Raw genomic sequence first — 23,395 nt, 5'->3', positions numbered from 1 at the left:
ATCCTGTTGGGATGTCGTTCTTGTTGTGTTCAGACCGCGTCCTCGCCGGTTTCGCCGGTGCGGATGCGGATGGCCTGCTCGACGGGCGAGACGAAGATCTTGCCGTCGCCGATCTTCTCGGTCCGGGCAGCGTTGATGATGGCGTCGATGGCGGCGTCAACCTGGTCGTCGGGCAGCACCATCTCGATCTTCACCTTGGGCAGGAAATCGACCACGTATTCCGCGCCGCGATACAGTTCGGTGTGACCCTTCTGGCGGCCAAAGCCCTTGACCTCGGTGACGGAAAGACCCTGCACGCCCACTTCCTGCAACGCTTCCTTCACGTCGTCCAGCTTGAACGGCTTGATGATCGCCTCGACCTTCTTCATCGCAATGATCCTTCCTCGCGGCTTGCCTGACGCCTGATTGGCGGGTTTCATAGCGTGGGTAAACGGCCCATGATCCGGATCTTCCCGGCAACCCGAGAGGCAAGGGCCTAATGCCCGTTTTTTGGGCGTGATGATGAATAAAAGGGCAGACGTCATGTTGGAAGGCACCGAAGTCCTGACGACCGCCCAAATGCGCGCCATCGAATCCGCGGCGATGGCCAGCGGAGAGGTCACGGGGCTGGAGTTGATAGAGCGGGCGGGCCGCGCCGTCGCCGGCCAGATCCGCCTGCGCTGGCCCAAGGCCGGTCGCGCGGCGGTGCTGTGCGGACCGGGCAACAACGGCGGCGACGGCTACGTGACGGCGCGGCTGCTGCACCGCGCGGGCTGGCGGGCGCGGGTCTTGGGGATGGACAACACGCCCAGCCCGGATGCGGCCGAGATGAAGCGGCGGTGGCTGGAGATCGATGGGATCGAGCCGCTGACCGAGGACGCGCTGCGGTCAGCGCGCAGTTTCGATATCTGTGTCGATGCCATCTTCGGCACTGGCCTGACCCGTCCGCCCGAGGGCGAGATTGCCGCACTGGTCGCCTATCTGGGCGGATCGGGCGGAGACTCGGGCTTTTTCCGCGAACGGCTGGTGGCTGTGGACTGCCCCAGCGGCCTGTGCCTGGACAGCGGCATGATGCTGGGCGACAGGCCCGATGACCGCGAATTTGCACCCCACGCCCGGCTGACCCTGGCCTTCGACAGCCCCAAGCCCGGCCACCTGATCGGCCTTGGCGCAGATCTGTGCGGCGAATTGGTCGTGGCGGACATCGGCCTGCGGCCATGGAGAGAGGGCGATCCTGGCATCTTGGGCCAGCGGCCCGCCCGGCTGCAGGCGATCTGGCCAAGATTCGACATCCCCGACGGGCGGCGGATCGGCCCCTTGCTGCCGAACCGGATCGCGAAACATTCCTCTGCAAGTCTGCACAAGTACAGCCACGGCCATGCGCTGATCCTGGCCGGAGGCCCCGCCAAGGGGGTGCCGCACGCCTCTCCGCGCGCGCGGCGCTGCGGATTGGGGCTGGCCTTGTCACGCTTGCCCCCCTGCGGAAGCCTTGGCCGAACATGCGGGCCAGCCCGATGCGCTGATGCGCCGGGCCATCGACGGCGGCGACGGCCTGCGCCAGATCTTGGCGGACAGACGCATCAATGCAATCTGCATCGGCCCCGGCTGCGGCATCGACCGCGCCGCGGCCCTGCTGGCGGCCACCCTGCCCGCCCGACGCACCATGGTGCTGGACGCCGATGCCCTGACGGCCCTCTCGCAACACCCCGACCTTGTGGGGGCGCTTCACCGCAACTGCGTCCTCACCCCCCACATGGGCGAGTTCGCCCGCCTGTTCCCCGACCTTGCCGAACGGCTGGACGCCACGCCGGCCCAAGGCCCCGCCTATTCCAAGCTGGATGCCGCGCGCCAGGCGGCCGCCCGCTGCGGGTCCGTGGTCCTGCTGAAAGGCCCCGACACGGTGATCGCTGCCCCGGACGGCCGCGCCCGCATCCATTCCGCCTTCGACATCCCCTGGCTTGCCACCGCAGGCGCGGGCGACGTGTTGGCGGGCATCATCACCGGCCTTCTGGCGCGCGGCCTGCCGCCGCTGGACGCTGCCAGCCTGGGCGCGCTGATCCACGCCAAGGCAGCCCGCACCTTTGGCACCGGCCTGATCGCGGACGACCTGCCGGACATGATCCCGGCCGTCCTGCGCGATCTTCAGAAATCCCAGTCCTCGTCCTCGGTCGCGACCGCCTTGCCGATGACATAGGACGACCCCGATCCGCTGAAGAAATCGTGGTTCTCGCTGTCGGGCGACAGCGCGGCCAGGATCGCCGGGTTCACCTCGCAGACCTGGGGCGGAAACAGCGCCTCGTAGCCCAGGTTCTGCAAGGCCTTGTTGGCATTGTAATGCAGGAAGGCCTTCACATCCTCGGTCAGCCCGATGCCGTCGTAAAGCTCGGCCGTGTAGCGCCCCTCGATCTCGTAAAGATCGAACATCAGCGAGAAGGCGAAGTCCTTCAGTTCGGCCCGCCGCGCCTCGGTCTCGCGCTCAAGCCCCCGCTGGAACTTGTAGCCGATGTAATAGCCATGCACCGCCTCGTCGCGGATGATCAGGCGGATCAGGTCGGCGGTGTTGGTCAGCTTGGCGCGGCTGGACCAGTACATCGGCAGGTAGAAGCCCGAATAGAACAGGAAGCTTTCCAGAAACACCGACGCGATCTTGCGCTTCAACGGGTCGGAACCCGGCTTGTATTCCTCCAGGATCAGCCGCGCCTTGGCCTGCAGATGCGGATTTTCCTCGGCCCAGCGGAAAGCCTCGTCCACTTCCCTCGTCAGGCACAGGGTCGAGAAGATCGAGGAATAGGACCGCGCATGGACCGCCTCCATGAAAGCGATGTTCGACAGCACCGCTTCCTCGTGCGCGGTGATCGCGTCGGGCATCATCGAGGGCGCACCCACCGTGTTCTGCACCGTGTCCAGAAGCGTCAGCCCGGTGAAGACGCGGATGGTCAGTTCGCGTTCCGCCGGACGCAGCGTGGCCCAGCTTGGCACGTCATTGGACAGCGGCACCTTTTCCGGCAGCCAGAAGTTCACCGTCAGGCGGTTCCACACCTCCAGATCCTTCTCGTCCTCGAGCCGGTTCCAGTTGATCGCGCGCGCGGCGGTCTGCATCACATGATCCTTCATCGCGAAGAACCCCTCTCATCTTCTGTGTAAAAATATCCCACGGGGGTCCGGGGGTGTGAAACCCCCGGTGCGACAGCCGTCACAAGGTGCAGGACACGCAGCCCTGGACCTCGGTCCCTTCCAGCGCGGTCTGTCGCAGGCGGATGTAGTAGATGGTCTTGATGCCCTTCTTCCAGGCGTGGATCTGCGCGCGGTTGATGTCCCGCGTCGTGGCCTCGGCGGGGAAGAACAGCGTCAGCGACAGGCCCTGGTCCACGTGCTCCGTTGCGGCGGCATAGGTGTCAATGATCGCTTCGGGACCGATCTCATAGGCGTCGCGATAGTATTCCAGGTTGTCGTTGGACATGAAGGCGGCCGGATAATAGACGCGGCCGATCTTGCCCTCCTTGCGGATCTCGATCTTGGACACGATCGGGTGGATCGAACTGGTCGAGTTGTTGATATAGCTGATCGACCCGGTCGGCGGCACCGCCTGCAGGTTGCGGTTGTAAAGCCCGTGCCGCATCACGTCGGCCTTCAGGGCGGCCCAGTCGTCGCGCGTGGGCAGGCTCACGCCCTGGAACACCCGCGCCACGTCCGGCAGCGTGGGCAGCCAGTCGCGGTCGGTGTATCTGTCGAAGAACGACCCGTCCGCGTATTTCGACTTCTCGAAGTCCTTGAAGGTCTGCCCCCGCTCCTGCGCCAGCAGGTTCGACGCGCGGATCGCATGGAAGGCCACGGCCGCGAAATAGACCGAGGTGAACTCGACCCCCTCGGGGCTGCCATAGTGGATCCGCTCGCGCGCCAGGAAGCCGTGCAGGTTCATCTGGCCGAGGCCCACGGCTCGGGCCTCGTCGTTGCCGCGCCGGATCGAGGGGACCGCGTCGATGGCCGACATTTCCGACACGGCGGTCAGCGCGCGGATCGCGGCTTCGACCGTGCCGCCGAAATCGGGGCCGTCCATCGTCGCGGCGATGTTCAGCGACCCCAGATTGCACGAAATATCAGTCCCAAGGTGCGAATAGCTCAGATCCTCGTTGAACTCGGAGGCTTCGTTGACCTGCAGGATCTCGCTGCACAGGTTCGACATGGTGATGCGGCCATGCACCGGGTTGGCGCGGTTCACCGTGTCTTCGAACATGATGTAGGGATAGCCGCTTTCGAACTGGATTTCCGCGATGGTCTGGAAGAAGGCGCGGGCGTTGATCTTGCGCTTCCTGATGCGCTTGTCGTCGACCATTTCGGCGTATTTCTCGGTGACGGAAATCTCCGAGAACGGCACCCCATAGACCTTCTGCACGTCATGAGGCGAAAACAGGTACATGTCGGCGTTCTTTTTCGCCAACTCAAACGTGATGTCGGGGATCACCACGCCCAGCGACAGCGTCTTGATGCGGATCTTCTCGTCCGCGTTCTCGCGCTTGGTGTCCAGGAAGCGCATGATGTCGGGGTGGTGGGCATTAAGGTAAACCGCCCCCGCCCCCTGCCGAGCGCCAAGCTGGTTGGCATAGCTGAAGCTGTCCTCCAGCAGCTTCATCACCGGGATCACGCCCGATGACTGGTTCTCGATCCCCTTGATGGGCGCCCCGGCCTCGCGCAGGTTGGTCAGCATCAGGGCCACGCCGCCGCCGCGCTTGGACAGTTGCAGGGCCGAGTTGATGGACCGCCCGATCGATTCCATGTTGTCCTCGACCCGCAGCAGGAAGCACGAGATCAATTCGCCCCGCGACTTCTTGCCGGCGTTCAGGAAGGTCGGCGTGGCGGGCTGAAAGCGGCCCGACAGCATCTCCTCCATGAAGCGCATCGCCAGCGCCTCGTCGCCGCGCGCCAGCGTCAGGGCCACCATCACCACGCGGTCCTCGTAGCGTTCCAGGTAACGCTGCCCGTCGCGGGTCTTCAGCGTATAGCTGGTGTAATACTTGAAGGCCCCCAGGAAGGTCGGAAAGCGGAACTTGCGCGCATAGGCCGCGTCCCAGATGGCGCGGTGGAAGTTGCGCGAATACTGGTCCAGGACATCGGCTTCGTAATAGCCCTCGTCCACCAGGTAGCGCAGCTTTTCGTCCAGGTTGTGGAAGAAGACGGTGTTCTGGTTGACGTGCTGCAGGAAATACTGCCGGGCGGCCATGCGGTCGGCCTCGAACCGGATGCGCCCGTCGGCGTCATACAGGTTCAGCATCGCGTTCAGCGCGTGATAGTCCAGTTCAGGCTTCAAGCCGTCAAGCATTCCATCCCCCGGAATTGATGAAGGCCCGCGCGGACCTCTTGAATATCGGTATCCGTCCCCGCCAGCTCGAACCGCCACAGGACGGGGACATTGCATTTTTCCGCGATGACGCGGGCCGCCAGCGCATAGGTGGCGCCGAAGTTGCGGTTGCCCGCGCCGATCACACCGCGCAGCAGGGCGCGGCGGCCGGGATCGTTGAGGAACCGGATCACCGGCTTCGGCACCGCGCCCCGCCCCTGGCCGTCGGCGAAGGTCGGGCAGATCAGGACGAAGGGCGCGCCGGGGCGCGGCATCGCATCGGCGGGCCGGATCGGGATCCGCAGCGCGGGCAGGCCAAGACGCGCCACGAAGCGCGCCGTGTTGCCCGAGGCAGACGAGAAATAGACCACCCCGCAGGACAAGCCGTCGCCGCGCAGGTCCCCCTCCATCGCCGCTCAGCCCAGGCGGCCGATCATGTCGGGCCGGAAGCCCGCCCAATGCGCGTCCCCGGCGATCACCACCGGCGCCTGGCGATAGCCCAGCGCGGTCACCCGCTCCATCGCCGCGGCATCCTCGGTCAGGTCGATCACGTCATAGGAAAGCCCGCGCGCATCCAGGGCGCGAGTCGTCGCGGTGCATTGCACGCAGGCGGGTTTGGAATAAACGATGATGGTCATGCCCAATGCTCCTGTCTTCGGGACAAGAGGCGAGAGGCCGCAGGAACGCCCTGCGGGCCGGTTCGCCGAATCCCGTCCGGTGTCGTTGTCTGTCTTGGCCTGCTCTGGCCCCTTGCTCTACAGCTTGCCGGGCGCGCCAGCCGGGTGCAACGGCGGGGTTCTTCAAGGAATGGGATGGTCAACCACCACCCGTCCCGAAAAGTCCCGAAATCGCGTTCCGACCACAGGATATAGACATGAACAGCCCAAAGCCGTCAACATATGGATAAAGCTTGACAGGCGATTCGTGCGGCCTGTCGCCTATTTGCCGCAGCGTGCCGCCCGTGGCCCCCGACCCGCGCCCTTTTGGCAGGGGCAGCTTCGGGCAAGGCGCCGGCCGGCGCCGGATGTCTGAATCGCGCGACGTCAGGTCGCAATCCGGCCAGCGTTGCTTCCCGCGAAGGGTAATCTGCCCCGATAGCCGCCAGCACCTCATGGGTCCAGACATGAACACGACCTCGACCGCCAGCCTGATCGCCGGACGCACCCCCGGCTTTTCCCTGCCCCGCGAGTTGTATTGCGGCGAGCAGGCCTTTCAGGACGACCTGGAACAGATCTGGTATCGCGAATGGCTGTTCGCGCTGCCGTCGTGCGAGATCCCCAAGACCGGCAACTTCGTCACGCTGAACGTCGGCGCCTATCCGGTGATCGTGGTGCGCGGCGGCGACGGGCGCGTGCGGGCCTTCCACAACGTCTGCCGCCATCGCGGCCAGCGGCTTTGCGCCAAGACGAACGGATCCAACCCCAAGCTGGTCTGCCCCTATCACCAGTGGACCTATGACCTAGATGGCAAGCTGCTCTATGCCCGCGACATGGGCGAGGGCTTCGACGCCGGCAAATACGGGCTGAAGCCGGTCCATTGCATCGACCTGGGCGGCATGGTCTTCATCTGCCTGGCCCAGATCCCGCCGGCGATCAACGACCTGGCGGCGAACCTGATGCGCTATGTCGCCCCCTCGGGCATCGCCGACAGCAAGATCGCCTTCAGTTCGACCATCGTCGAAAAGGGCAACTGGAAGCTGGTGATGGAGAACAACCGCGAATGCTATCACTGCGGCGGCTCGCATCCGTCGCTGTGCCGGACCTATTCGGACGACCCGCTGATGACGGTGATGGAGGGGCCGAACTCGGCCAGCCCCGAGATCCTCGACCATTGGGCGCGCTGCGATGCGGCGGGCCTGCCCGCGCGCTTCACCAACGCGCCCGACATGCAGTGGCGCATGGCCCGCGTGCCATTGATGGACAACCAGGAAAGCTTCACCATGTCGGGCAAGGCCGCCGTGTCGCGCCGGATGGGCACGATCCCCTGGAACGACGCGGGCAGCCTGATGTTCTATCACTTCCCGTCCAGCTGGAACCACTTCCTGCCCGACCACGCCATCGTCTTCCGCATCCTGCCCATCAGCCCCACCGAGACCGAGGTCACGACGAAATGGCTGGTCCACAAGGACGCGGTGGAAGGCGTCGATTACGACCTTCAGACGCTGACCGAGGTGTGGCTGGCCACCAATGACGAGGACCGGCAGGTGGTCGAGGAAAACCAGAAGGGGATCCTGTCGCCCGCCTATCAGCCCGGCCCCTATTCGCCCACGCAGGAAGCGGGCGTCATCCACCTGATCGACTGGTATTGCGGGCTGATGGGCCGCCGCCTGTCGCCCAACGCGGTCGCGGCCGAGTAGCCCGCCCATGAAGAAGCCCCGTCTGAACTGGGCCGCCGAGCCGTGGTCCGACGACGAGCCGCTGGAATGCACGATGGTGGTGCCGGAAACGCCCGACACCGCCACCTTCACCTTCCGGGCGCCCTCGGGGGCGTGGTTCGACTATCAGCCGGGGCAGTTCATCACGCTGGATCTGCCCGTCGGTCCGGCGCGCGGCGCGGCGGGCAACGTGCAGCGGACCTACACCATCTCGTCCTCGCCGTCGCGGCCGCTGTCGATCTCGGTGACGGTGAAGGCCCAGCCCCTGTCGGTGGGCACCCGCTGGATGCTGGATACCCTGAGGCCCGGGATGCGGATCAAGGCCTACGGCCCCTCGGGGATCTTCAGCTTCCACAGGCATCCGGCCCTGAAATACCTGTTCATCTCGGCCGGGTCGGGCATCACGCCGATGATGTCGATGACCACCTGGGCCTGGGACTCGGGCGAGACCTCGGACATCGTCTTCGTCCATGCGGCGCGGCGTCCCTCGGACATCATCTTCCGCAACCGGCTGGAGCAGTTCGTGAACCGCACCACGAACCTGCAGCTGCATTTCACGGTCGAGGAGCCCGACACCTTCGGTCCCTGGTACGGCTATCGCGGACGGCTGAACCAGATCATGCTGGGCCTGATGGCCCCCGACTATCTGGAGCGAGAGGTGTTCTGCTGCGGACCCGAGCCCTTCATGCAGGCGGTGCGCGACATGCTGATCGCCCTGGGCTTCGACATGGACCATTACCACCAGGAAAGCTTCGGCGCCCCCGTCAGGACCGAGGCCGAGGCCCCGGTGATCGAGGATGTCGCCCCCGAGGAAGGCGCCCGGGCCCGGATCACCTTCGCCGCCAGCGGCGTCACCACGGCCTGCGCGGAAACCGACACGGTGCTGGCGGTGGCCCGGCGGTCGGGGCTGAACATCCCGTCAGGCTGCACCTTCGGTCTGTGCGGCACCTGCAAGATCCGCAAGCTGTCGGGCGAGGTCCACATGGTCCACAACGGCGGCATCAGCGATGAGGACATCGCCGAAGGCTACATCCTGGCCTGCTGCTCGCATCCGATGGGCGAGGTCGAGGTGCAGGTCTGACATTCGCGTGGACCGTCCCCCAACGCCGGTGCGCGCGGCAGGGTTCGGCATCTGGGCGACCTTGCGGATCACGTTTTGCGGAACCCGCGCGCTTGCCGAAAAACGTGTGATTTTCCTGCGATTAGCGTCCGTCAGGTCTTGATCTTGTCCGGGCCGGACGCCATTCCTGTCCCAACCCCCGGATCGCAGGCAAGGCTTGTCTTCACCCTATCGAGGCACAGGGACCGCTGTCACGCGCCGGGAAGGATGACCGTTTCACCAGGGCGAGGGCGACGCGAAGATGGCCGAGAACAATCTGTTTCTGCTGCTGGCCTGCCTTCCCTTCGCGACCTCGCTGATCCTGCTGACCCTGCCCGCAACCTCGCGCCGCGCCTCGGCGCTGCTGTCCAGCGGCGCGATGGCGGCGGGGCTGGTGATCCTGGCGGGCTTCGTCCCGCAGATGCGCGCCGGCGGGGTGATGCGGGCCAGCCTGGAATGGGTGCCCTCGCTGGGCATGAACCTGGCGCTGCGCCTGGACGCCTCTGCCTGGCTGTTCGCGACGCTGGTGCTGTCGATCGGCGTCCTGGTGGTGATCTATGCGCGCTACTACATGTCGGCCAGCGACAACCTGCCGCGCTTCTACGCGCTGCTGATGGCCTTCACCGGGGCCATGCAGGGCATCCTGATTTCGGGCAATGTCCTGGGGCTGGTGGTCTTCTGGGAACTGACCTCGTTCATGTCGTTCCTGCTGATCGGCTTCTGGCACCAGGGGGCGGCGGCGCGCGACGGGGCGCGGACGGCGCTGATCATCACGGCCTTCGGCGGGCTGTGCCTGCTGACCGCGATGCTGATGCTGGGCCATGCGGCGGGCAGCCATGACCTGGGGATCATCCTGCGGTCGGGCGAGGCGATCCGGGCGCATCCCTGGTACGGCACCATCCTGGCGCTGTTCCTGCTGGGCGCCTTCACCAAGTCGGCGCAGTTCCCGTTCCACTTCTGGCTGCCCGGCGCCATGTCCGCCCCGACGCCGGTTTCGGCCTTCCTGCATTCCGCGACCATGGTGAAGGCAGGGGTCTTTCTGCTGGTGCGCTTTTCGCCCGTGCTGGGCGGCACCGCGGCCTGGTTCTACATCGTCACCGGGATCGGCATGGCGACGCTGATCCTGGGCGCGGCGATCGCGCTATACCGCCACGACCTCAAGGGCCTGCTGGCCTATTCGACCATCAGCCACCTGGGGCTGATCGCCGCGCTGGCGGGGATCGGCGGGCCGGGCGCGATCCTGGCCGCGATCTTCCACATCTGCAACCACGCGGTCTTCAAGGCGTCGCTGTTCATGGCGGCGGGCATCATCGACCACGAAACCGGCACGCGCGACATGCGCCGCCTGTCCGGCCTGTTCCGGCCGATGCCCTTCACCGCGACCCTGGCCATCGTCGCCGCCGGCGCCATGGCGGGCGTGCCGCTGCTGAACGGCTTCCTGTCCAAGGAGATGTTCCTGGCCGAAGCCGTGGACTGGCACAACGGCACCTGGCTGGACAACGCCCTGCCCTATTTCGCCATCGTCGGCAGCACCCTGTCGGTGGCCTATTCCCTGCGCTTCATCGCCACGGTGTTCTTCGGCCCGCAGGCCACCAACCTGCCCAAGACCCCGCACGAGCCGCCCGCCTGGATGCGCCGCCCGGTCGAACTGCTGGTCCTGATCTGCCTGGTCGTGGGCATCCTGCCGGCCGCGACTCTGGGCGGGGCGGTCAACGCCGCCGCCCGGTCGGTGGCGGGATCCGACCTGCCCTATTACGAGATCGCCATCTGGCACGGTGTCAACGCCCCCCTGATGCTGAGCATGATTGCCCTGGCGGTGGGCAGCCTGATCTATGTCTTCAGCGCGAAATCCATTCCCACCGGCCCCGAGGGCCCCTTCCTGCTGCACCGCATCCGCGGCCAGCGGATCTATGACTGGCTGCTGTTCCGCCTGTCGTGGCGCCTGCCGCGCATGACCCTGGCGCTGATGTCCACCGAGGCGCTGCAGCCGCAGCTGCGGCTGCTGGTGCTGGCGGCCATCTCGGCTGCGGTGGCCGCGCTGTGGTCGGCCCTGACCCTGGCGCAGGACCTGCGGCTTCACCCTGTCAACCCGGCCTTCGCGCTGCTGTGGATCGTCGGCGCCGCCTGCGCGATCGGCGCTGCCTGGCAGGCCAAGTACCACCGCTTCGCAGCCCTGGTGCTGCTGGGCGGGGCGGGGGTCGTGACCTGCCTGACCTTCGCCTGGTTCTCGTCGCCCGACCTGGCGCTGACGCAGCTTCTGGTCGAGGTCGTGACCACCGTCTTGCTGCTTCTGGGCCTGCGGTGGCTGCCCAAGCGCCGGTCCGAGATCCCCGGCGACAGGCTGCTGCCCGCCCGCTTCCGCCGCGCCCGCGACCTGGTGATCGCCGTGGTCGGCGGCGCCGGGATCGCGGCCATCGCCTTTGCGGTGATGACGCGCCCCCTCATCAGCAATGTCGGCGACTGGTTCCTGGGCAACGCCTATTACGAAGGCGGCGGCACCAACGTCGTCAACGTGATCCTGGTGGACTTCCGCGCCTTCGACACCTTCGGCGAGATCTCCGTCCTGGCGATCGTGGGCCTGACCGTCTATGGCCTGCTACGCCGCTTCCGGCCCGCCCCGGAAAGCGTCGAGGCGCCCGATCAGCAGACCGGCGACAGCCCGTCGCTAGCCGACTACCTCCATGTGCCGTCGGTCATCATGATCTGGATGTTCCCGATCCTGGTGATGGTCGCGGGTTATTTCTTCTTCCGCGGCCACGACCTGCCGGGCGGCGGCTTCGCCGCCGGGGTGACGCTGGCGATCGCCTTCCTGATCCAGTACATCGCGACCAATGTCCGCTGGGTCGAGGCGCGGATCACCGTCCTGCCGATCCGCTGGATGGGCTTCGGCCTGCTGGGCGCGGCCGCCACCGGCATGGGGGCCTGGCTGTTCGGCTATCCCTTCCTGACGGCCCATGCGCGCTACGTCGATGTGCCCTTCGTGGGCCAGGTTCCCGCCGCCACCGCGATGCTGTTCGATGTGGGCGTCTTTGCCACGGTGATGGGCGCGGTCGTGCTGATGCTGGTCGCCATCGCCCACCAGTCGCTGCGCGCCAGCCGGATGCGAGAGCAGGACGAGATCGCCGCCCAGAAAGAGGTCGCCTGATGGAAATCATCCTCTCCGCCGCCATCGGCATCCTGTCGGCCTCGGGGATCTGGCTGCTGCTGCGGCCGCGCAGCTTCCAGGTCATCATCGGGCTGTGCCTTCTGTCCTATGCGGTCAACCTGTTCATCTTCGCGATGGGCCGCCTGACGCCCGGCGCGCCGCCGATCATGCCCAAGGGCGGCTTCGTCGATCCCACGCTTTACGCCGATCCGGTGCCGCAGGCCCTGGTGCTGACCGCCATCGTCATCAGCTTCGCGACCACGGCGCTGTTTCTGGTGCTGATGATCGCCTCGCGCGGGGTGACGGGAACCGACCATGTGGACGGGAAGGAGCGCAGCCAGTGATCAGCGACCATCTGATTATCGCGCCGATCCTGATCCCCTTCGTCACCGGCGCGCTGATGCTGCTCTATGACGACCGGCAGCGGCAGGCGAAGTTCTGGCTGAGCCTGATCTCAGTCGCCGCGCAACTGCTGATCGCGGCGGAACTGGTGGTCCGCGCCAAGACCGGCGGCGACATCAGCGACGCCGAAGGCATCAGCTTCTATCTGCTGGGCGACTGGGCCGCGCCCTTCGGGATCGTGCTGGTGCTGGACCGTCTGGCGGCCATGATGCTGGTGCTGACCGCGCTGCTGGCGATCCCGTCGCTGGTCTATTCGGCGGCGGCCTGGGCCCGGCAGGGGCCGCATTACTACTCGCTGTTCCAGTTCCTGCTGGTCGGCCTGAACGGCGCCTTCCTGACGGGCGACATCTTCAACCTGTTCGTGTTCTTCGAGATCCTGCTGGCGGCATCCTATGGGTTGCTGCTGCACGGATCGGGGCAGTTGCGCATCCGGGCGGGGCTGCACTACATCGCCATCAACCTGGCGGCCTCGCTGCTGTTCCTGATCGGCGTCGCCCTGATCTATGGCGTCACCGGCACGCTGAACATGGCGCATCTGGCCAACCTCGTCTCGGCCATGCCGGGCGAGGACCGGCCCCTGCTGCACGCGGGCGTGGCGATCCTGGCGGTGGCCTTCCTGGTCAAGGCGGGAAGCTGGCCGCTGAACTTCTGGCTGCCCACCACCTACATGGCCGCCGCCGCCCCGGTGGGCGCGATGTTCGCGATCATGACCAAGGTCGGCGTCTATGCCATCCTGCGGCTGGCCATGCTGCTGTTCGGGGAAACCGGCGGTGCGTCGGCGGGCTTCGGAGCCCAGGTGCTGATCGTCCTGGGCATGGCCACGGTCCTGTTCGGGCTGCTGGGGATCCTCGCCTCGCAGGGGCTGGGGCGCATGGCGGCCCATGCGGTGCTGATCTCCTCGGGGACGGTGCTGGGCATCACCGGCTTCGCGCTTGCGGGCGGCGGGCCGGCCATGCTGTCGGGCGCGCTGTACTACATGGTCGGCTCGGTGCTGGCCAGCGGCGCGCTGTTCCTGCTGATCGAGCCGATGAACCGCGAGGACGGCGGCATCGCCGCCATGCTGGCCCTGACCGCCGACGCCTACGGCATCGACGCGACCGACCTGGACGAGGTGCCCGATACCGGCCTGGCGATCCCGGGGGCGATGACGGTGCTGGGCATCTGCTTTGCGCTGTGCGTGCTGATGCTGGCGGGCCTGCCGCCCCTGCCCGGCTTCATCGGCAAGATCGCCATGATCCAGCCGCTGATCGGACAGACGGCGCTGCCCGCGGGCTTCGCCTGGGCCTTCATCGCGCTGCTGATGCTGTCGGGCTTCGCGACGCTGATCGGCATGGCGCGCATCGGCATCCAGACCTTCTGGGCCAACGACCTGCCCCTGCCCCGCGTGCTGGCGCTGGAAATCGCCCCGATCATCGCGCTTCTGGTGGTCCTGGCGCTGATCGGCTTCAGGGCCGAGCCGATGCTGCGCTATACCGGCGGGACGGCCACCGCGCTGCACGACACCGCCGCCTATGCCTACGGGGTCTTTGCCACGCCGCGCGCGGCCGACCGCCCTGCTGACGACGAGGCTCAGCCATGACCCGGCTTCTCCCCCATCCGGTCCTGTCGGTCGCCCTGATCTTCCTGTGGCTGATGCTGACGCGCTTCTCGCTGGGCTATCTGATCCTGGGAACGGCGCTGTCGCTTGTAGCGGGCTGGGCCTATTCGGCGCTGCATTCGGCCAAGCCGCGGGTGCGGCGGTGGTCGGTGATCCCCAGGCTGGCCTGGATCCTGTTTCTGGACGTCATCCGGTCGAACGTCGCGATAGCACGGCTTCTGCTGACCGAGGGCCGCAGCGGACGGCAGAGCGCCTTCATCCGCGTGCCGCTGAAGATCACCAGCGCCAACGCCCTGGCGGTGCTGGCGATCATCCTGACCGCCACCCCCGGCACGGCCTGGCTGGAATACGAGACCGGGACCGGTATGCTGACCCTGCACATCTTCGACGGGTCGGAAACGGATCACTACTTCGACATGATCCAGAACACCTATGAACCGATGCTGATGGAGATATTCGAATGAGCGGGACGATCCTGACCCTTGCCCTGGGCTACGCGCAGATCGCGCTTGCGCTTGCGGCCTGTCTTGTCGGCACGCGGATCCTGCGCGGGCCGCGCGCGCAGGACCGGGTGCTGGCGCTCGATTCGCTCTACGTCTCGATCATGCTGCTGTTCCTGGTGACGGGGATGCAGCTTGGCACCGCCTTCTTCTTCGAGGCCGCCATGATCATCTCGATCATCGGCTTCGTGTCCTCGGTCGCCCTGGCCAAGTTCCTGTTCCGCGGCGAGGTGATCGAATGACGCCGCTGGAAACCCTTCCGCTGGCCGTGGCGATCCCGGTGGCCGTCCTGGTGGTGCTGGGCGCGACGCTGACGCTGATCGGCGCGCTTGGCTTTGCGCGGCTGGAGTCGTTCTATGACCGTCTGCACGCGCCGACCCTGGCGACCAGCTGGGGGACGCTGGCCACGGTCATCGCCTCGGCGCTGATGTTCAGCTTCATCGAGGGGCGCGCCATCCTCCACGAATTCGTGATCGCCTTCTGCATCGTCCTGACGACGCCGGTCACGCTGATGATGCTGGGCCGCGCCGCGCTGATGCGGGACCGGGCCGAAGGATCGGGCCTCCTGCCCGAGGATATGCGGCTTGGGCATGACCCCGGCGGCGACCTGCCTGCCGGCGACTAGGATGGGACGCGCCTCCCTGGCCGCCGCCCTAACTGCCCTGGCCCTGCCGGCCGGGGCGGACGCGCCGCTGATCGTGCTGGACCAGACCCGGCTGCCCTTCGACTTGGGGCCCGGCCATCCGGCGAACAGTCCCGCCAGCCCCGCCAACTCGCCGAACGCGGCCTGGAACTCGTCCGGCAACACCGCCAATGCGGCGACCGCCTGGCAGAACCGCCCCTCGAACCCCGACAACGCAAGGCGGCTCATCATCACCGCCGGGGGCGGCGTGCTGGGCTATTACGCGACCAACCCGGGCGGCGTGCTGAACCTGTTCGACGTGGACGGCCGCCGCATCGCCTATCGGCCCGCCGGCGGCACGCGCAGCCTGTTCACGGTGACGGGGCAGTGGTGCGGGACGGTGGACGGAGGCCAGGGCGATTTCGTCCTGGCCGTCACGCCTGCCTGCGCGGCGCGGTTTGACCGCTGAACGCGGGGAACCTGCCGCCCCTGCACCGGCATTCTGCCCTGGACGAGGGGCCTTCATCGACAAGGGGGAACACCATGACCGACGAACCGAAGGACTGGCTGGAAGCCGAGCTTCAGGAAACCCTGGACGAGGATTGCGAGATCGAGCTGGAAGACGCCGTCCTGTCCCAGGAGATCCGCCGGATCTATCGTGAAAGCCGGCCCGAGCAGATGGACCGCAAGCTGTATTTCCGCGAACTGCTGCGGCTGCAGACCGAACTCATCAAGCTGCAGGACTGGGTGGCCCATACCGGCAAGAAGGTCGTCGTCATCTTCGAGGGCCGCGACAGCGCCGGCAAGGGCGGCGCGATCAAGCGCATCACCCAGCGGCTGAACCCCCGCGTGGTGCGCACGGTGGCCCTGCCCGCCCCGTCCGACCGCGAAAAGACACAATGGTATTTCCAGCGCTACGTCCCCCACCTGCCGGCGGGCGGCGAGATCGTGCTGTTCGACCGAAGCTGGTACAACCGCGCCGGCGTCGAACGGGTGATGGGCTTTGCCACCGAGGACCAGGTGGAACAGTTCTTCCAGGACGTCCCCGAGTTCGAGCGGATGCTGGTCAGGTCGGGCATCACCCTGGTGAAGTACTGGTTCTCGATCAGCGACGAGGAACAGCAGCTCCGCTTCCTGATGCGCATCCACGACCCGCTGAAACAGTGGAAGCTGTCGCCGATGGACTTGGAATCCCGCGTCCGCTGGGAAGCCTATACCAAGGCCAAGGAGGACATGCTGGAACGCACCAACATCCCCGAGGCGCCCTGGTACATCGTTCCCGCCAACGACAAGAAGCGCGCCCGCCTGAACTGCATGAGCCACCTGCTGAGCCTCATCCCCTACGAGGAGGTCCCGCACGAGGAAGTGACGCTGCCCGACCGGGTGTTCAACCCCGACTACGAACGCGACGTGCTGTCGCGCGACCTGTATGTTCCCCAGATATACTAGGGCCGCGTTCCACCGGCCGGATGACCGGTCAACGTCCGGTTTAACAAAAGTCTATCCTTTCGGTTAGTCCTTGAACGGTGACTTCATGAGCGTAAGGTTGACAGATGTTCCGCAATCTCCTTGACCGCCTTTTCACGGACGCTTCCGATCCGCAGCCTCTGGCCACGGAGGATGCCGAAGTGGCGATCGCGGCCCTGCTGGTCCGGGTGGCGCGGGCGGACGATCACTACCGCACCGCCGAAAAGCGCCGCATCGACGAAGTGCTGGCTGAACGGCACGGACTGGGCCTGGCGGACGCCGCCGAACGCCGCGCCGTGGCCGAGATGATCGAGGCCGAGGCCCCCGACACGGTGCGCTTCACCCGTCTCATCAAGGATCGGGTGTCGCTGGAAGATCGCGCGGCGATCGTCGGCGCGATGTGGGAGGTTTCGCTTGCGGACGCCCATCGCAGCGCCAACGAGGACGCCGCGATCCGGCTGGTCTCGTCGCTTCTGGGGGTGACGGATCGCGATTCCGCGCTGCAGCGCCGCCGCGTCGTGGGCGGGCGCTAGAAGCCCAGCCGGTCCCGCAGCCCGTACCAGGCCATCCCGGCGACCAGCAGCGGGCTTCGCAGCATCGCGCCGCCTGGAAAGGGCCGGGCCGGAATGGCGGCCATGACGTCGAAGCCCTCGGACTGCCCGGCCACCGCATCCGCCATCAGCTTGCCCGCAAGCGTCGCGATCGCGACCCCATGCCCGGAATAGCCGCCTGCCGACAGGCAGTTCGGCGCCGGTCGGGCGAAATGCGGCATCCGGTTCATGGTGATCGCCAGCGTGCCGCCCCAGGCATGGGTGATCGGCACATGGCGCAATTGCGGATAGACCGACAGCAGATGCGGGCGAACCAGCGCGGCGATGTCGTCCGGAAAGCGATAGGTGGCCGTTTCGCCCCCGCCAAAGATCAGCCGGCGCTCGTCGTCCAGCCGCCAGTAGTTCACCACGAACTTGGTGTCGGCCACGGCGATGCGGCGGGGCAGGACTTCGGGAAAGTCGCGGCCCAGAGGCTCGGTCGCGACGATAAAGTTGTTGATCGGCATGACCCGGGCGGCCACCCGGGCGTCAAGCCGACCCTGGTAGCCGTTCCCCGCCAGGATCACATGGTCGCAGACGATCCTGCCCGTGTCGCACAGGACCCGGCTTCTGGTCGTGGCGCTGCCGTGTTCGATGCGGTGGACATGGCTTTGTTCGAAGATGCGCAGCCCCGCGGCCACGGCCAGCCGCGCCATGCCCAAGGCCAGGTTCAGCGGATGGACATGCCCCGCCCCCCAGTCCAGATCCCCGCCGGCATAGGCCGCGCTTCCCAGCTCCGCCGCCAGCGCCTCGCGATCCAGCACCTGCACCTTGTCATAGCCATAGCGTTCCGCCAGATGCGCGGCCATCCACGCGCTGTGGCGGACTTCGGAGGCGTTGCGGCAGGCATGGGCCACGCCGTCGCGGATCGGCACGCCCGCCTCGTCCGCCAGTGACCGCACCAGGGCCTTGGCCTCCTCGGCCAGGTCCCACAGGCGGCGGGCGGCGGGCGCGCCGAACTGGCGTTCCAGCCAGGCCACCTCTTGCCGCTGGCCCGATCCGATCTGCCCGCCATTGCGCCCGGACGCGCCAAAGCCCACCCGCTGCGCATCGACCAGCACCACGTCGCGGCCCGCCCGCGCCAGATGCAGCGCCGCCGACAGGCCGGTGTAGCCGCCGCCGACCACCGCGACATCTGCCCGCACCTCTCCCTTCAGGGGCGGGAAGCGGTCGAGCGGCGTGCAGGTCTGGGCGTAGAGGCTGGGCGGATATTCCCCGCGCCGGTCGTTGGCATACAGCAGCTTCATACGTTCAGCAGCAGGTGTTCGCGTTCCCAGGGGCTGATGACCTGCAGGAACTCCTTGTATTCGTTGCGCTTGACCGATTCATAGACGGCGGTGAAATCCTCGCCCAGAACGCCGCGCATCGCGGCGCTTTCGGCCATGATGTCCAGTGCGTCACCCAGATTGTAGGGCAGTTCGTCCTGCGACGACATGTAGGCGTCGCCCAGGCATTCGCCACGCGGATTCTCGCCCTCGATCAGGCCCAGGTATCCGCAGGCCAGGCTGGCGGCGATGCCCAGATAGGGGTTGCAGTCCATGCCCGCCAGCCGGTTTTCCACCCGCCGCGCGTCGGGCGACGAGATCGGCACCCTGAGCCCGGTGGTGCGGTTGTCGCGGCCCCATTCCAGGTTGATGGGCGCGGCGAAGTCCGGGACATAGCGGCGATAGCTGTTCACGTAAGGCGCCAGCAGCGCCACCGCCGCCGGCAGGTGCTTCTGCATCCCGGCGATGAAATGCAGGAACTCGGGCGTTTCGGCCCCCCTGGCGTCGGAAAAGATGTTGCGGCCGGTCGCCAGGTCGATCACCGAATGGTGGATGTGCATGGCGCTGCCCGGCTCGCCCTCGATCGGCTTGGCCATGAAGGTGGCGAAGCAGTCGTGGCGCAGCGCGGCCTCGCGGATCAGGCGCTTGAAATAGAAGATCTCGTCGGCAAGGGCCACCGGATCGCCGTGGTTGAGGTTGATTTCCACCTGCCCCGCGCCGCCTTCCTGCAGGATGCCGTCGATCTCGAATCCCTGGGCCTCGGCAAAGTCGTAGATGTCGTCGATGACCTTGCCGTATTCGTCCACCGCCGACATGGAATAGGCCTGCTTTGCGGCGGCCCGCCTGCCGGTGCGGCCCATCGGCGGGATGATCGGCTGGTTGGGGTCGATGTTGCGGGCGACCAGGAAGAACTCCATCTCCGGGGCCACCACCGGCTTCCAGCCCCGTTCGGCGTAAAGCCCCACCACCCGCTTCAGCACGTTGCGCGGCGCGATGGGAACCGGGTTGCCCTGCTGGTCGTGGGCGTCGTGGATGACCTGAAGCGTCCAGTCGGCGGTCCAGGGCGCGGCGGTTGCGGTGCTGAAATCGGGGGTCAGGATCATGTCGGGCTCGGTAAAGGCGCCCGCCGGATTGTCCGCCCATTCCCCGGTGATGGTCTGCAGGAAGATCGAGTTCGGCAGATAGAACTTGTCCTGCCGGGCGAATTTCGACGCCGGCATCGCCTTGCCGCGCGCCACCCCGGCGATGTCGGCCAGGATGCATTCGACCTCGTCCAGCCTGCGGCCGGCCACGAAGTCGCGGGCGGCCTGGGGCAGCCTGTCGATCCAGTCGCTCATGCCGCGCCCCTGCTGACCGCGCGCGGCTGCTTGAAGAAGGCTTCGATCTGGTCGGCCACGACCTGCGCCCCGTTTGCCTCGCCCATGCGGGCGGCGGCGCCGTCCAGCAGATCCTGAGGCACCCGGCCCTTGCCGCGGCCCTCCATCAGCCCGCGGATGAAGTCGTCGGAAAACTCGGGATGGGCCTGCACGGTGAAGGCGCGGTCGCCATAGATCAGGGCGGCGTTCTCGCAGAACCGGTTGCGCGCGGCGACCTGGGCGTCGCGGGGCAGCGCCACCACCTGATCCTGATGCCAGGCGTTCAGCCGGACCGTCCGGCCGCCGAAGTCGTAATCCTGCGTGCCCACCGCCCAGCCGCCGGGGTGCTTCGTCACGGTCCCGCCCAGGGCCTGCGCGATGATCTGGTGGCCAAAGCAGATGCCCACCATCGGAACGGCGGCGTCGTAGGCGTCCCGGATGAAGCCTTCCAGCGGCGGGATGAAGGCGTGATCCTCGTATGCGCCGTGGCGCGAGCCGGTCAGAAGCCAGCCCTCGGCGTCGTGGACGGATTGCGGAAACTCCATCTCCTCGACATGCCAGGTGCGGAACTGAAAGCCGCGCCCGTCCAGAAGCCGCACGAAGAGGTCGGGGTAATCGCCCAAGTCCCGCTTCAATTCGGCGGGGGCCTGGCCGCATTGAAGGATGCCGATGCGCATGGAAAGCCTGCGATGTTGCTGCAGCCGGGAAGGTAGTCGCCCGGACGGGGGGCCGCAAGGGGGCAGCGCATCCGCCCGACCCGCTGATCCTGCCGGCGCTGGCCGTCTGGCAGCCGCCCCCGGCACGCGTTAGGCTGCGCCCAACTGGACAGGAGAAAGCGCGATGCCCCATCTTCACCCCGAGATCGACCCCGAGGGTCTGGACGAATTCTCGGTCGTCTTCACCGACCGGTCGCTGAACCACATGTCGCAGCGGTTCCAGCAGGTGATGCGCGACCTGTCCGCCACCCTGCGCGAGGTCTATGGCGCCCATCAGGTCGCCATCGTTCCCGGCGGCGGCACCTATGCCATGGAGTCCGTCGCGCGCCAGTTCGGCACCGGGCACGCGCTGATCGTCCGCAACGGCTGGTTCAGCTATCGCTGGAGCCAGATCTTCGAGATGGGCGGCTTTTCACGGCAGGCCACCGTGGTCATGGCCCGCCCCGCCGGAAACGAGCCCCAGCCCGCCTACGCCCCCCGCCGGTCGAGGAGGTGGTGGCCAAAATCCGCGAGGCGCGCCCCGATGCGGTCTTTGCCCCCCATGTCGAAACCTCGGCCGGGCTGATCCTGCCCGACGGCTACATCACCGCGCTGGCGGATGCCGCCCACGAGGTCGGCGCGCTGATGGTGCTGGATTGCATCGCCTCGGGCGCGGTCTGGGTGGACATGGCCGCGACCGGGGTGGACGTGCTGATCTCGGCCCCGCAGAAGGGCTGGTCGGCCTCGCCGGCCGCGGGGCTGGTGATGCTGTCGGAACGCGGCGCTGATCGGCTGGCCGCGACCGACAGCAACAGCTTTGCCCTGGACCTGAAGAAATGGCGGGCGATCATGGCCGCCTACGAGGATGGCGGCCACGCCTATCACGCGACGATGCCGACCGATGCGCTGCTGGGGCTGCGCGACGCGATGGAGGAGACCCGCGCGATGGGCTTCGAGGCCGCGCGCGACGCGCAATGGCGGCTGGGCCGCGCAGTTCGCGCCCTGCTGGCCGAACGCGGGCTGCGATCGGTGGCGGCCCCCGATTTCGCCGCCCCGGGCGTTGTCGTCAGCTATACCGACGACCCCGAGATCAGGTCGGGCAGGAAGTTTGCCGCCGAGGGAATGCAGATCGCAGCCGGCGTGCCGCTGGCCGTGCAAGAGAGTGAAGGCTTCTCGACCTTCCGGCTGGGGCTGTTCGGTCTGGACAAGCTGAAGGACGTGGACGGCACCGTGGCGCGTCTGCGCGCGGTGGTGGACAAGGTGATCCCCGCCTGATCCGCCGCGGCGGCGCCGTCAGACGCCCAGCAGCGCCCGCGCCGCCCCTGCCGCGGCGTCGGTGATCCGGTCGCCCGACAGCATCCGGGCGATCTCCTCGACCCGTTCCGCCGGGGACAGGGCCGCCACGGTCGAGGTCGTCATGTCGTCGTGGATCGACTTCGACACGCGGAAATGGTTGGCGCCAAGCGCCGCCACCTGCGGCGAATGGGTCACCACCAGAACCTGCGCATCCTCGGACAGCCGCTTGAGCCGCCGCCCCACCGCATCCGCCGTGGCCCCGCCCACGCCCCGGTCGATCTCGTCGAAGATCAGCACAAGCGCGTCGTTGCCGCGCGCCAGGCAGACCTTCAGCGCCAGCAGGAAGCGCGACAGTTCGCCCCCCGAGGCGATCTTGTCCAGGGCCCCCGCCGGCGCGCCGGGATTGGTGGCGACGGTGAAGGCCACATCGTCGCGCCCCTCGGGTCCCGGCTCGCCCGCCGTGACCAAGGTGCGAAAGACCGCGCGCTCCATCTTCAAGGGCGCCAGTTCGGCGGTGACGGCGCGATCGAGGGCCGTGGCGGCTTCGGTCCGCGCCCGCGTGACTTCGCCGGCTTCGGCGTCATAGCGGGCCTCGGCGTCCTCGACCTGCCGGCGCAGCGCGGCGATCTGCGCCTCGCCGGCGTCGATCTGGCCCAGGCGGGCGCGCAACTCGTCGGCCAGCCCGGCCAGATCGTCGGCCAGGACGTTGTGCTTGCGGGCCAGCGCGCGCAGGGCGAACAGCCGTTCCTCGGCCGCCTCGAGCTGCGCGGGATCCACGTCGAGCGCGGACAGCGCGTCCTCGACCCCACGATGCGCCTCGCCCAGTTCGACAAGCGCGCGCGACAGCGCGGCCAGCGGTTCGTCCAGCCGCCCCTCGGCCCGGTCGGCCGCGCCTTCCAGCCAGCGCGTCGCGTCCAGCATGGCTCCCTCGGCCCCCTCGCCGCCCAGCATCTTCAGGGCGCGGGCGACATCCTCGCGGATGCGGATGGCCCCCTGCATGGCGCGGCGGCGGGTGTCCAGCACCGCCTCCTCGCCCGCCTGGGGCATCAGCTCGCCCAGCTCGGCGACGGCGTGGCGCAGGAAATCCTCCTCGGCCCGGGCGGCGGTCAGGCGGGCCTCGGCCTGTTCCAGGTCGCGCCGCGCCGCGCGGCGGGCGGCCCATGCCTCTCGGACCGGGGCCAGGTCGATGGCGCCGAAGGTGTCCAGCAGGGCCCGGTGGCCGCGCGGGTTCAGCAGCCCCCGGTCGTCGTGCTGTCCGTGCAGTTCCACCAGCGTCTCGGACAGGTGGCGCAGCACGTCCCCCGACACGCGGCGGTCGTTGACATAGCCGGTCTTGCGCCCGTCGGCCCCGTTCACCCGGCGCAGGATCAGTTCGTCATCCTCGAGCTGGATCCCCGCATCCGCCAGGACCGCGCGGGCGGGATGACCGGCGGGCAGGTCGAACACCGCCGTCACCTCGCCTTGCGAGGCGCCCTGCCGGACCAGATCGGCGCGGCCGCGCCAGCCCAGCACGAAGCCCAGGCAGTCCAGCAGGATCGACTTGCCGGCGCCTGTCTCGCCCGTCAGGACGTTCAGGCCGGGCCCGAAGGAAAGGCCCAGCCTGTCGATCAGCAACATGTTCCGAATGTCGAGCGATCGCAGCATGGGTCATCCTTCAGGGGGTCGGGCAGGCGC

At 67.5% G+C, this 23,395-nt stretch carries 21 protein-coding genes and 2 pseudogenes; 14 read left to right on the top strand and 9 right to left on the bottom strand.

Going from position 1 to position 23,395, the window contains the following annotated elements; all coding sequences use genetic code 11:
* Window positions 1-29: 29 nt before the first annotated feature.
* Window positions 30-368 (bottom strand): P-II family nitrogen regulator, encoded by a 339-nt coding sequence (locus tag ACZ1HC_RS10150; protein WP_472699866.1) that lies wholly within the window; start codon window positions 366-368, stop codon window positions 30-32.
* A gap of 130 nt (window positions 369-498) precedes the next feature.
* Here ACZ1HC_RS10150 and ACZ1HC_RS10145 point away from each other — a divergent pair.
* A pseudogene (locus ACZ1HC_RS10145) lies at window positions 499-1,134 on the top strand (NAD(P)H-hydrate epimerase); the annotation flags it as partial.
* 334 nt (window positions 1,135-1,468) lie between these two features.
* Window positions 1,469-2,173, top strand: a complete 705-nt coding sequence (locus tag ACZ1HC_RS10140; RefSeq protein ID WP_472699865.1) for an ADP-dependent NAD(P)H-hydrate dehydratase — start codon at window positions 1,469-1,471, stop codon at window positions 2,171-2,173.
* On the opposite strand, the gene nrdF is transcribed toward ACZ1HC_RS10140, so the two are convergent.
* The 4 genes from nrdF to nrdH form a co-directional block, all read right to left on the bottom strand.
* Complete coding sequence (gene nrdF / locus ACZ1HC_RS10135) at window positions 2,122-3,078, bottom strand: class 1b ribonucleoside-diphosphate reductase subunit beta (protein WP_472699864.1); 957 nt, start codon at window positions 3,076-3,078, stop codon at window positions 2,122-2,124. The genes ACZ1HC_RS10140 and nrdF overlap by 52 nt on opposite strands.
* A 94-nt stretch (window positions 3,079-3,172) precedes the next feature.
* The gene (nrdE, locus tag ACZ1HC_RS10130; protein ID WP_472699863.1) at window positions 3,173-5,296 is read right to left on the bottom strand and encodes a class 1b ribonucleoside-diphosphate reductase subunit alpha; all 2,124 of its coding nucleotides are present in this window, start codon (window positions 5,294-5,296) and stop codon (window positions 3,173-3,175) included.
* Window positions 5,281-5,724, bottom strand: a complete 444-nt coding sequence (gene nrdI / locus ACZ1HC_RS10125) for a class Ib ribonucleoside-diphosphate reductase assembly flavoprotein NrdI (RefSeq protein WP_472699862.1) — start codon at window positions 5,722-5,724, stop codon at window positions 5,281-5,283. Before nrdI ends, nrdE begins: the two co-directional genes overlap by 16 nt.
* 6 nt (window positions 5,725-5,730) lie before the next feature.
* A complete protein-coding gene (nrdH, locus tag ACZ1HC_RS10120) occupies window positions 5,731-5,952 on the bottom strand; it encodes a glutaredoxin-like protein NrdH (protein WP_167622460.1) in 222 nt (73 codons plus the stop codon).
* A 485-nt stretch (window positions 5,953-6,437) separates the two neighbouring features.
* On the opposite strand from nrdH, the gene ACZ1HC_RS10115 reads away from it, so the two are divergent.
* From ACZ1HC_RS10115 to ACZ1HC_RS10065, 11 genes are all read left to right on the top strand, one after another.
* Window positions 6,438-7,670 (top strand): aromatic ring-hydroxylating oxygenase subunit alpha, encoded by a 1,233-nt coding sequence (locus ACZ1HC_RS10115; RefSeq protein ID WP_472699861.1) that lies wholly within the window; start codon window positions 6,438-6,440, stop codon window positions 7,668-7,670.
* A 7-nt stretch (window positions 7,671-7,677) separates the two neighbouring features.
* Window positions 7,678-8,769, top strand: coding sequence for an FAD-binding oxidoreductase (locus ACZ1HC_RS10110; RefSeq protein ID WP_472699860.1), 1,092 nt, complete (start codon window positions 7,678-7,680; stop codon window positions 8,767-8,769).
* A gap of 280 nt (window positions 8,770-9,049) precedes the next feature.
* Window positions 9,050-11,932, top strand: a complete 2,883-nt coding sequence (locus ACZ1HC_RS10105) for a monovalent cation/H+ antiporter subunit A (RefSeq protein ID WP_472699859.1) — start codon at window positions 9,050-9,052, stop codon at window positions 11,930-11,932.
* On the top strand, window positions 11,932-12,276 hold the full coding sequence (locus ACZ1HC_RS10100; protein WP_472699858.1) for a Na+/H+ antiporter subunit C: 345 nt from the start codon (window positions 11,932-11,934) through the stop codon (window positions 12,274-12,276). Before ACZ1HC_RS10105 ends, ACZ1HC_RS10100 begins: the two co-directional genes overlap by 1 nt.
* On the top strand, window positions 12,273-13,913 hold the full coding sequence (locus tag ACZ1HC_RS10095; RefSeq protein WP_472699857.1) for a monovalent cation/H+ antiporter subunit D: 1,641 nt from the start codon (window positions 12,273-12,275) through the stop codon (window positions 13,911-13,913). The genes ACZ1HC_RS10100 and ACZ1HC_RS10095 overlap by 4 nt, the downstream gene beginning before the upstream one ends.
* Window positions 13,910-14,395, top strand: a complete 486-nt coding sequence (locus ACZ1HC_RS10090) for a Na+/H+ antiporter subunit E (RefSeq protein WP_472699856.1) — start codon at window positions 13,910-13,912, stop codon at window positions 14,393-14,395. The genes ACZ1HC_RS10095 and ACZ1HC_RS10090 overlap by 4 nt, the downstream gene beginning before the upstream one ends.
* Entirely contained in the window at window positions 14,392-14,673 is a 282-nt protein-coding gene (locus tag ACZ1HC_RS10085; RefSeq protein WP_472699855.1) for a K+/H+ antiporter subunit F, read from the top strand. The genes ACZ1HC_RS10090 and ACZ1HC_RS10085 overlap by 4 nt, the downstream gene beginning before the upstream one ends.
* Complete coding sequence (mnhG, locus tag ACZ1HC_RS10080; protein WP_472699854.1) at window positions 14,670-15,056, top strand: monovalent cation/H(+) antiporter subunit G; 387 nt, start codon at window positions 14,670-14,672, stop codon at window positions 15,054-15,056. Before ACZ1HC_RS10085 ends, mnhG begins: the two co-directional genes overlap by 4 nt.
* 1 nt (window position 15,057) lies before the next feature.
* Window positions 15,058-15,522, top strand: coding sequence for a hypothetical protein (locus ACZ1HC_RS10075; protein WP_472699853.1), 465 nt, complete (start codon window positions 15,058-15,060; stop codon window positions 15,520-15,522).
* A gap of 74 nt (window positions 15,523-15,596) precedes the next feature.
* Window positions 15,597-16,502 (top strand): polyphosphate kinase 2, encoded by a 906-nt coding sequence (gene ppk2, locus ACZ1HC_RS10070; RefSeq protein WP_472699852.1) that lies wholly within the window; start codon window positions 15,597-15,599, stop codon window positions 16,500-16,502.
* A 104-nt stretch (window positions 16,503-16,606) separates the two neighbouring features.
* Window positions 16,607-17,053 (top strand): tellurite resistance TerB family protein, encoded by a 447-nt coding sequence (locus tag ACZ1HC_RS10065; RefSeq protein WP_472699851.1) that lies wholly within the window; start codon window positions 16,607-16,609, stop codon window positions 17,051-17,053.
* Here the strand turns inward: ACZ1HC_RS10065 and ACZ1HC_RS10060 are convergent.
* Genes ACZ1HC_RS10060 through ACZ1HC_RS10050 form a run of 3 tightly spaced genes read right to left on the bottom strand, consistent with a single transcriptional unit; the run spans window position 17,050 to window position 20,407 of the window.
* The gene (locus tag ACZ1HC_RS10060) at window positions 17,050-18,357 is read right to left on the bottom strand and encodes an NAD(P)/FAD-dependent oxidoreductase (protein WP_472699850.1); all 1,308 of its coding nucleotides are present in this window, start codon (window positions 18,355-18,357) and stop codon (window positions 17,050-17,052) included. The two genes, ACZ1HC_RS10065 and ACZ1HC_RS10060, sit on opposite strands and share 4 nt — an antisense overlap.
* On the bottom strand, window positions 18,354-19,712 hold the full coding sequence (locus tag ACZ1HC_RS10055) for a glutamine synthetase family protein (protein WP_472699849.1): 1,359 nt from the start codon (window positions 19,710-19,712) through the stop codon (window positions 18,354-18,356). The genes ACZ1HC_RS10060 and ACZ1HC_RS10055 overlap by 4 nt, the downstream gene beginning before the upstream one ends.
* Entirely contained in the window at window positions 19,709-20,407 is a 699-nt protein-coding gene (locus ACZ1HC_RS10050; RefSeq protein ID WP_472699848.1) for a type 1 glutamine amidotransferase, read from the bottom strand. Before ACZ1HC_RS10050 ends, ACZ1HC_RS10055 begins: the two co-directional genes overlap by 4 nt.
* Window positions 20,408-20,570: 163 nt before the next feature.
* Here ACZ1HC_RS10050 and ACZ1HC_RS10045 point away from each other — a divergent pair.
* Window positions 20,571-21,700, top strand: a pseudogene (locus ACZ1HC_RS10045) (aminotransferase class V-fold PLP-dependent enzyme).
* An 18-nt stretch (window positions 21,701-21,718) separates the two neighbouring features.
* Here the strand turns inward: ACZ1HC_RS10045 and recN are convergent.
* Complete coding sequence (recN, locus tag ACZ1HC_RS10040; protein ID WP_472699847.1) at window positions 21,719-23,365, bottom strand: DNA repair protein RecN; 1,647 nt, start codon at window positions 23,363-23,365, stop codon at window positions 21,719-21,721.
* Between the last annotated feature and the right edge of the window lie 30 nt (window positions 23,366-23,395).

The sequence above is a fragment of the Paracoccus sp. BR5-17 genome (assembly GCF_055693925.1).
Note: the sequence above shows the minus strand (reverse complement) of the source record. Positions and strands in the feature narration are given on the sequence as shown.

Coding starts and splice junctions, on each gene's coding strand:
- ACZ1HC_RS10060 (WP_472699850.1), bottom strand. CDS start 18,357: ATGAAGCTGCTGTATGCCAACGACCGGCGCGGGGAATATCCGCCCAGC.
- ppk2 (WP_472699852.1), top strand. CDS start 15,597: ATGACCGACGAACCGAAGGACTGGCTGGAAGCCGAGCTTCAGGAAACC.
- ACZ1HC_RS10105 (WP_472699859.1), top strand. CDS start 9,050: ATGGCCGAGAACAATCTGTTTCTGCTGCTGGCCTGCCTTCCCTTCGCG.
- ACZ1HC_RS10050 (WP_472699848.1), bottom strand. CDS start 20,407: ATGCGCATCGGCATCCTTCAATGCGGCCAGGCCCCCGCCGAATTGAAG.
- ACZ1HC_RS10150 (WP_472699866.1), bottom strand. CDS start 368: ATGAAGAAGGTCGAGGCGATCATCAAGCCGTTCAAGCTGGACGACGTG.
- ACZ1HC_RS10100 (WP_472699858.1), top strand. CDS start 11,932: ATGGAAATCATCCTCTCCGCCGCCATCGGCATCCTGTCGGCCTCGGGG.
- recN (WP_472699847.1), bottom strand. CDS start 23,365: ATGCTGCGATCGCTCGACATTCGGAACATGTTGCTGATCGACAGGCTG.
- ACZ1HC_RS10085 (WP_472699855.1), top strand. CDS start 14,392: ATGAGCGGGACGATCCTGACCCTTGCCCTGGGCTACGCGCAGATCGCG.
- mnhG (WP_472699854.1), top strand. CDS start 14,670: ATGACGCCGCTGGAAACCCTTCCGCTGGCCGTGGCGATCCCGGTGGCC.
- ACZ1HC_RS10090 (WP_472699856.1), top strand. CDS start 13,910: ATGACCCGGCTTCTCCCCCATCCGGTCCTGTCGGTCGCCCTGATCTTC.
- ACZ1HC_RS10075 (WP_472699853.1), top strand. CDS start 15,058: ATGGGACGCGCCTCCCTGGCCGCCGCCCTAACTGCCCTGGCCCTGCCG.
- nrdH (WP_167622460.1), bottom strand. CDS start 5,952: ATGACCATCATCGTTTATTCCAAACCCGCCTGCGTGCAATGCACCGCG.
- nrdF (WP_472699864.1), bottom strand. CDS start 3,078: ATGCAGACCGCCGCGCGCGCGATCAACTGGAACCGGCTCGAGGACGAG.
- ACZ1HC_RS10065 (WP_472699851.1), top strand. CDS start 16,607: ATGTTCCGCAATCTCCTTGACCGCCTTTTCACGGACGCTTCCGATCCG.
- ACZ1HC_RS10110 (WP_472699860.1), top strand. CDS start 7,678: ATGAAGAAGCCCCGTCTGAACTGGGCCGCCGAGCCGTGGTCCGACGAC.
- nrdI (WP_472699862.1), bottom strand. CDS start 5,724: ATGGAGGGGGACCTGCGCGGCGACGGCTTGTCCTGCGGGGTGGTCTAT.
- nrdE (WP_472699863.1), bottom strand. CDS start 5,296: ATGCTTGACGGCTTGAAGCCTGAACTGGACTATCACGCGCTGAACGCG.
- ACZ1HC_RS10115 (WP_472699861.1), top strand. CDS start 6,438: ATGAACACGACCTCGACCGCCAGCCTGATCGCCGGACGCACCCCCGGC.
- ACZ1HC_RS10055 (WP_472699849.1), bottom strand. CDS start 19,712: ATGAGCGACTGGATCGACAGGCTGCCCCAGGCCGCCCGCGACTTCGTG.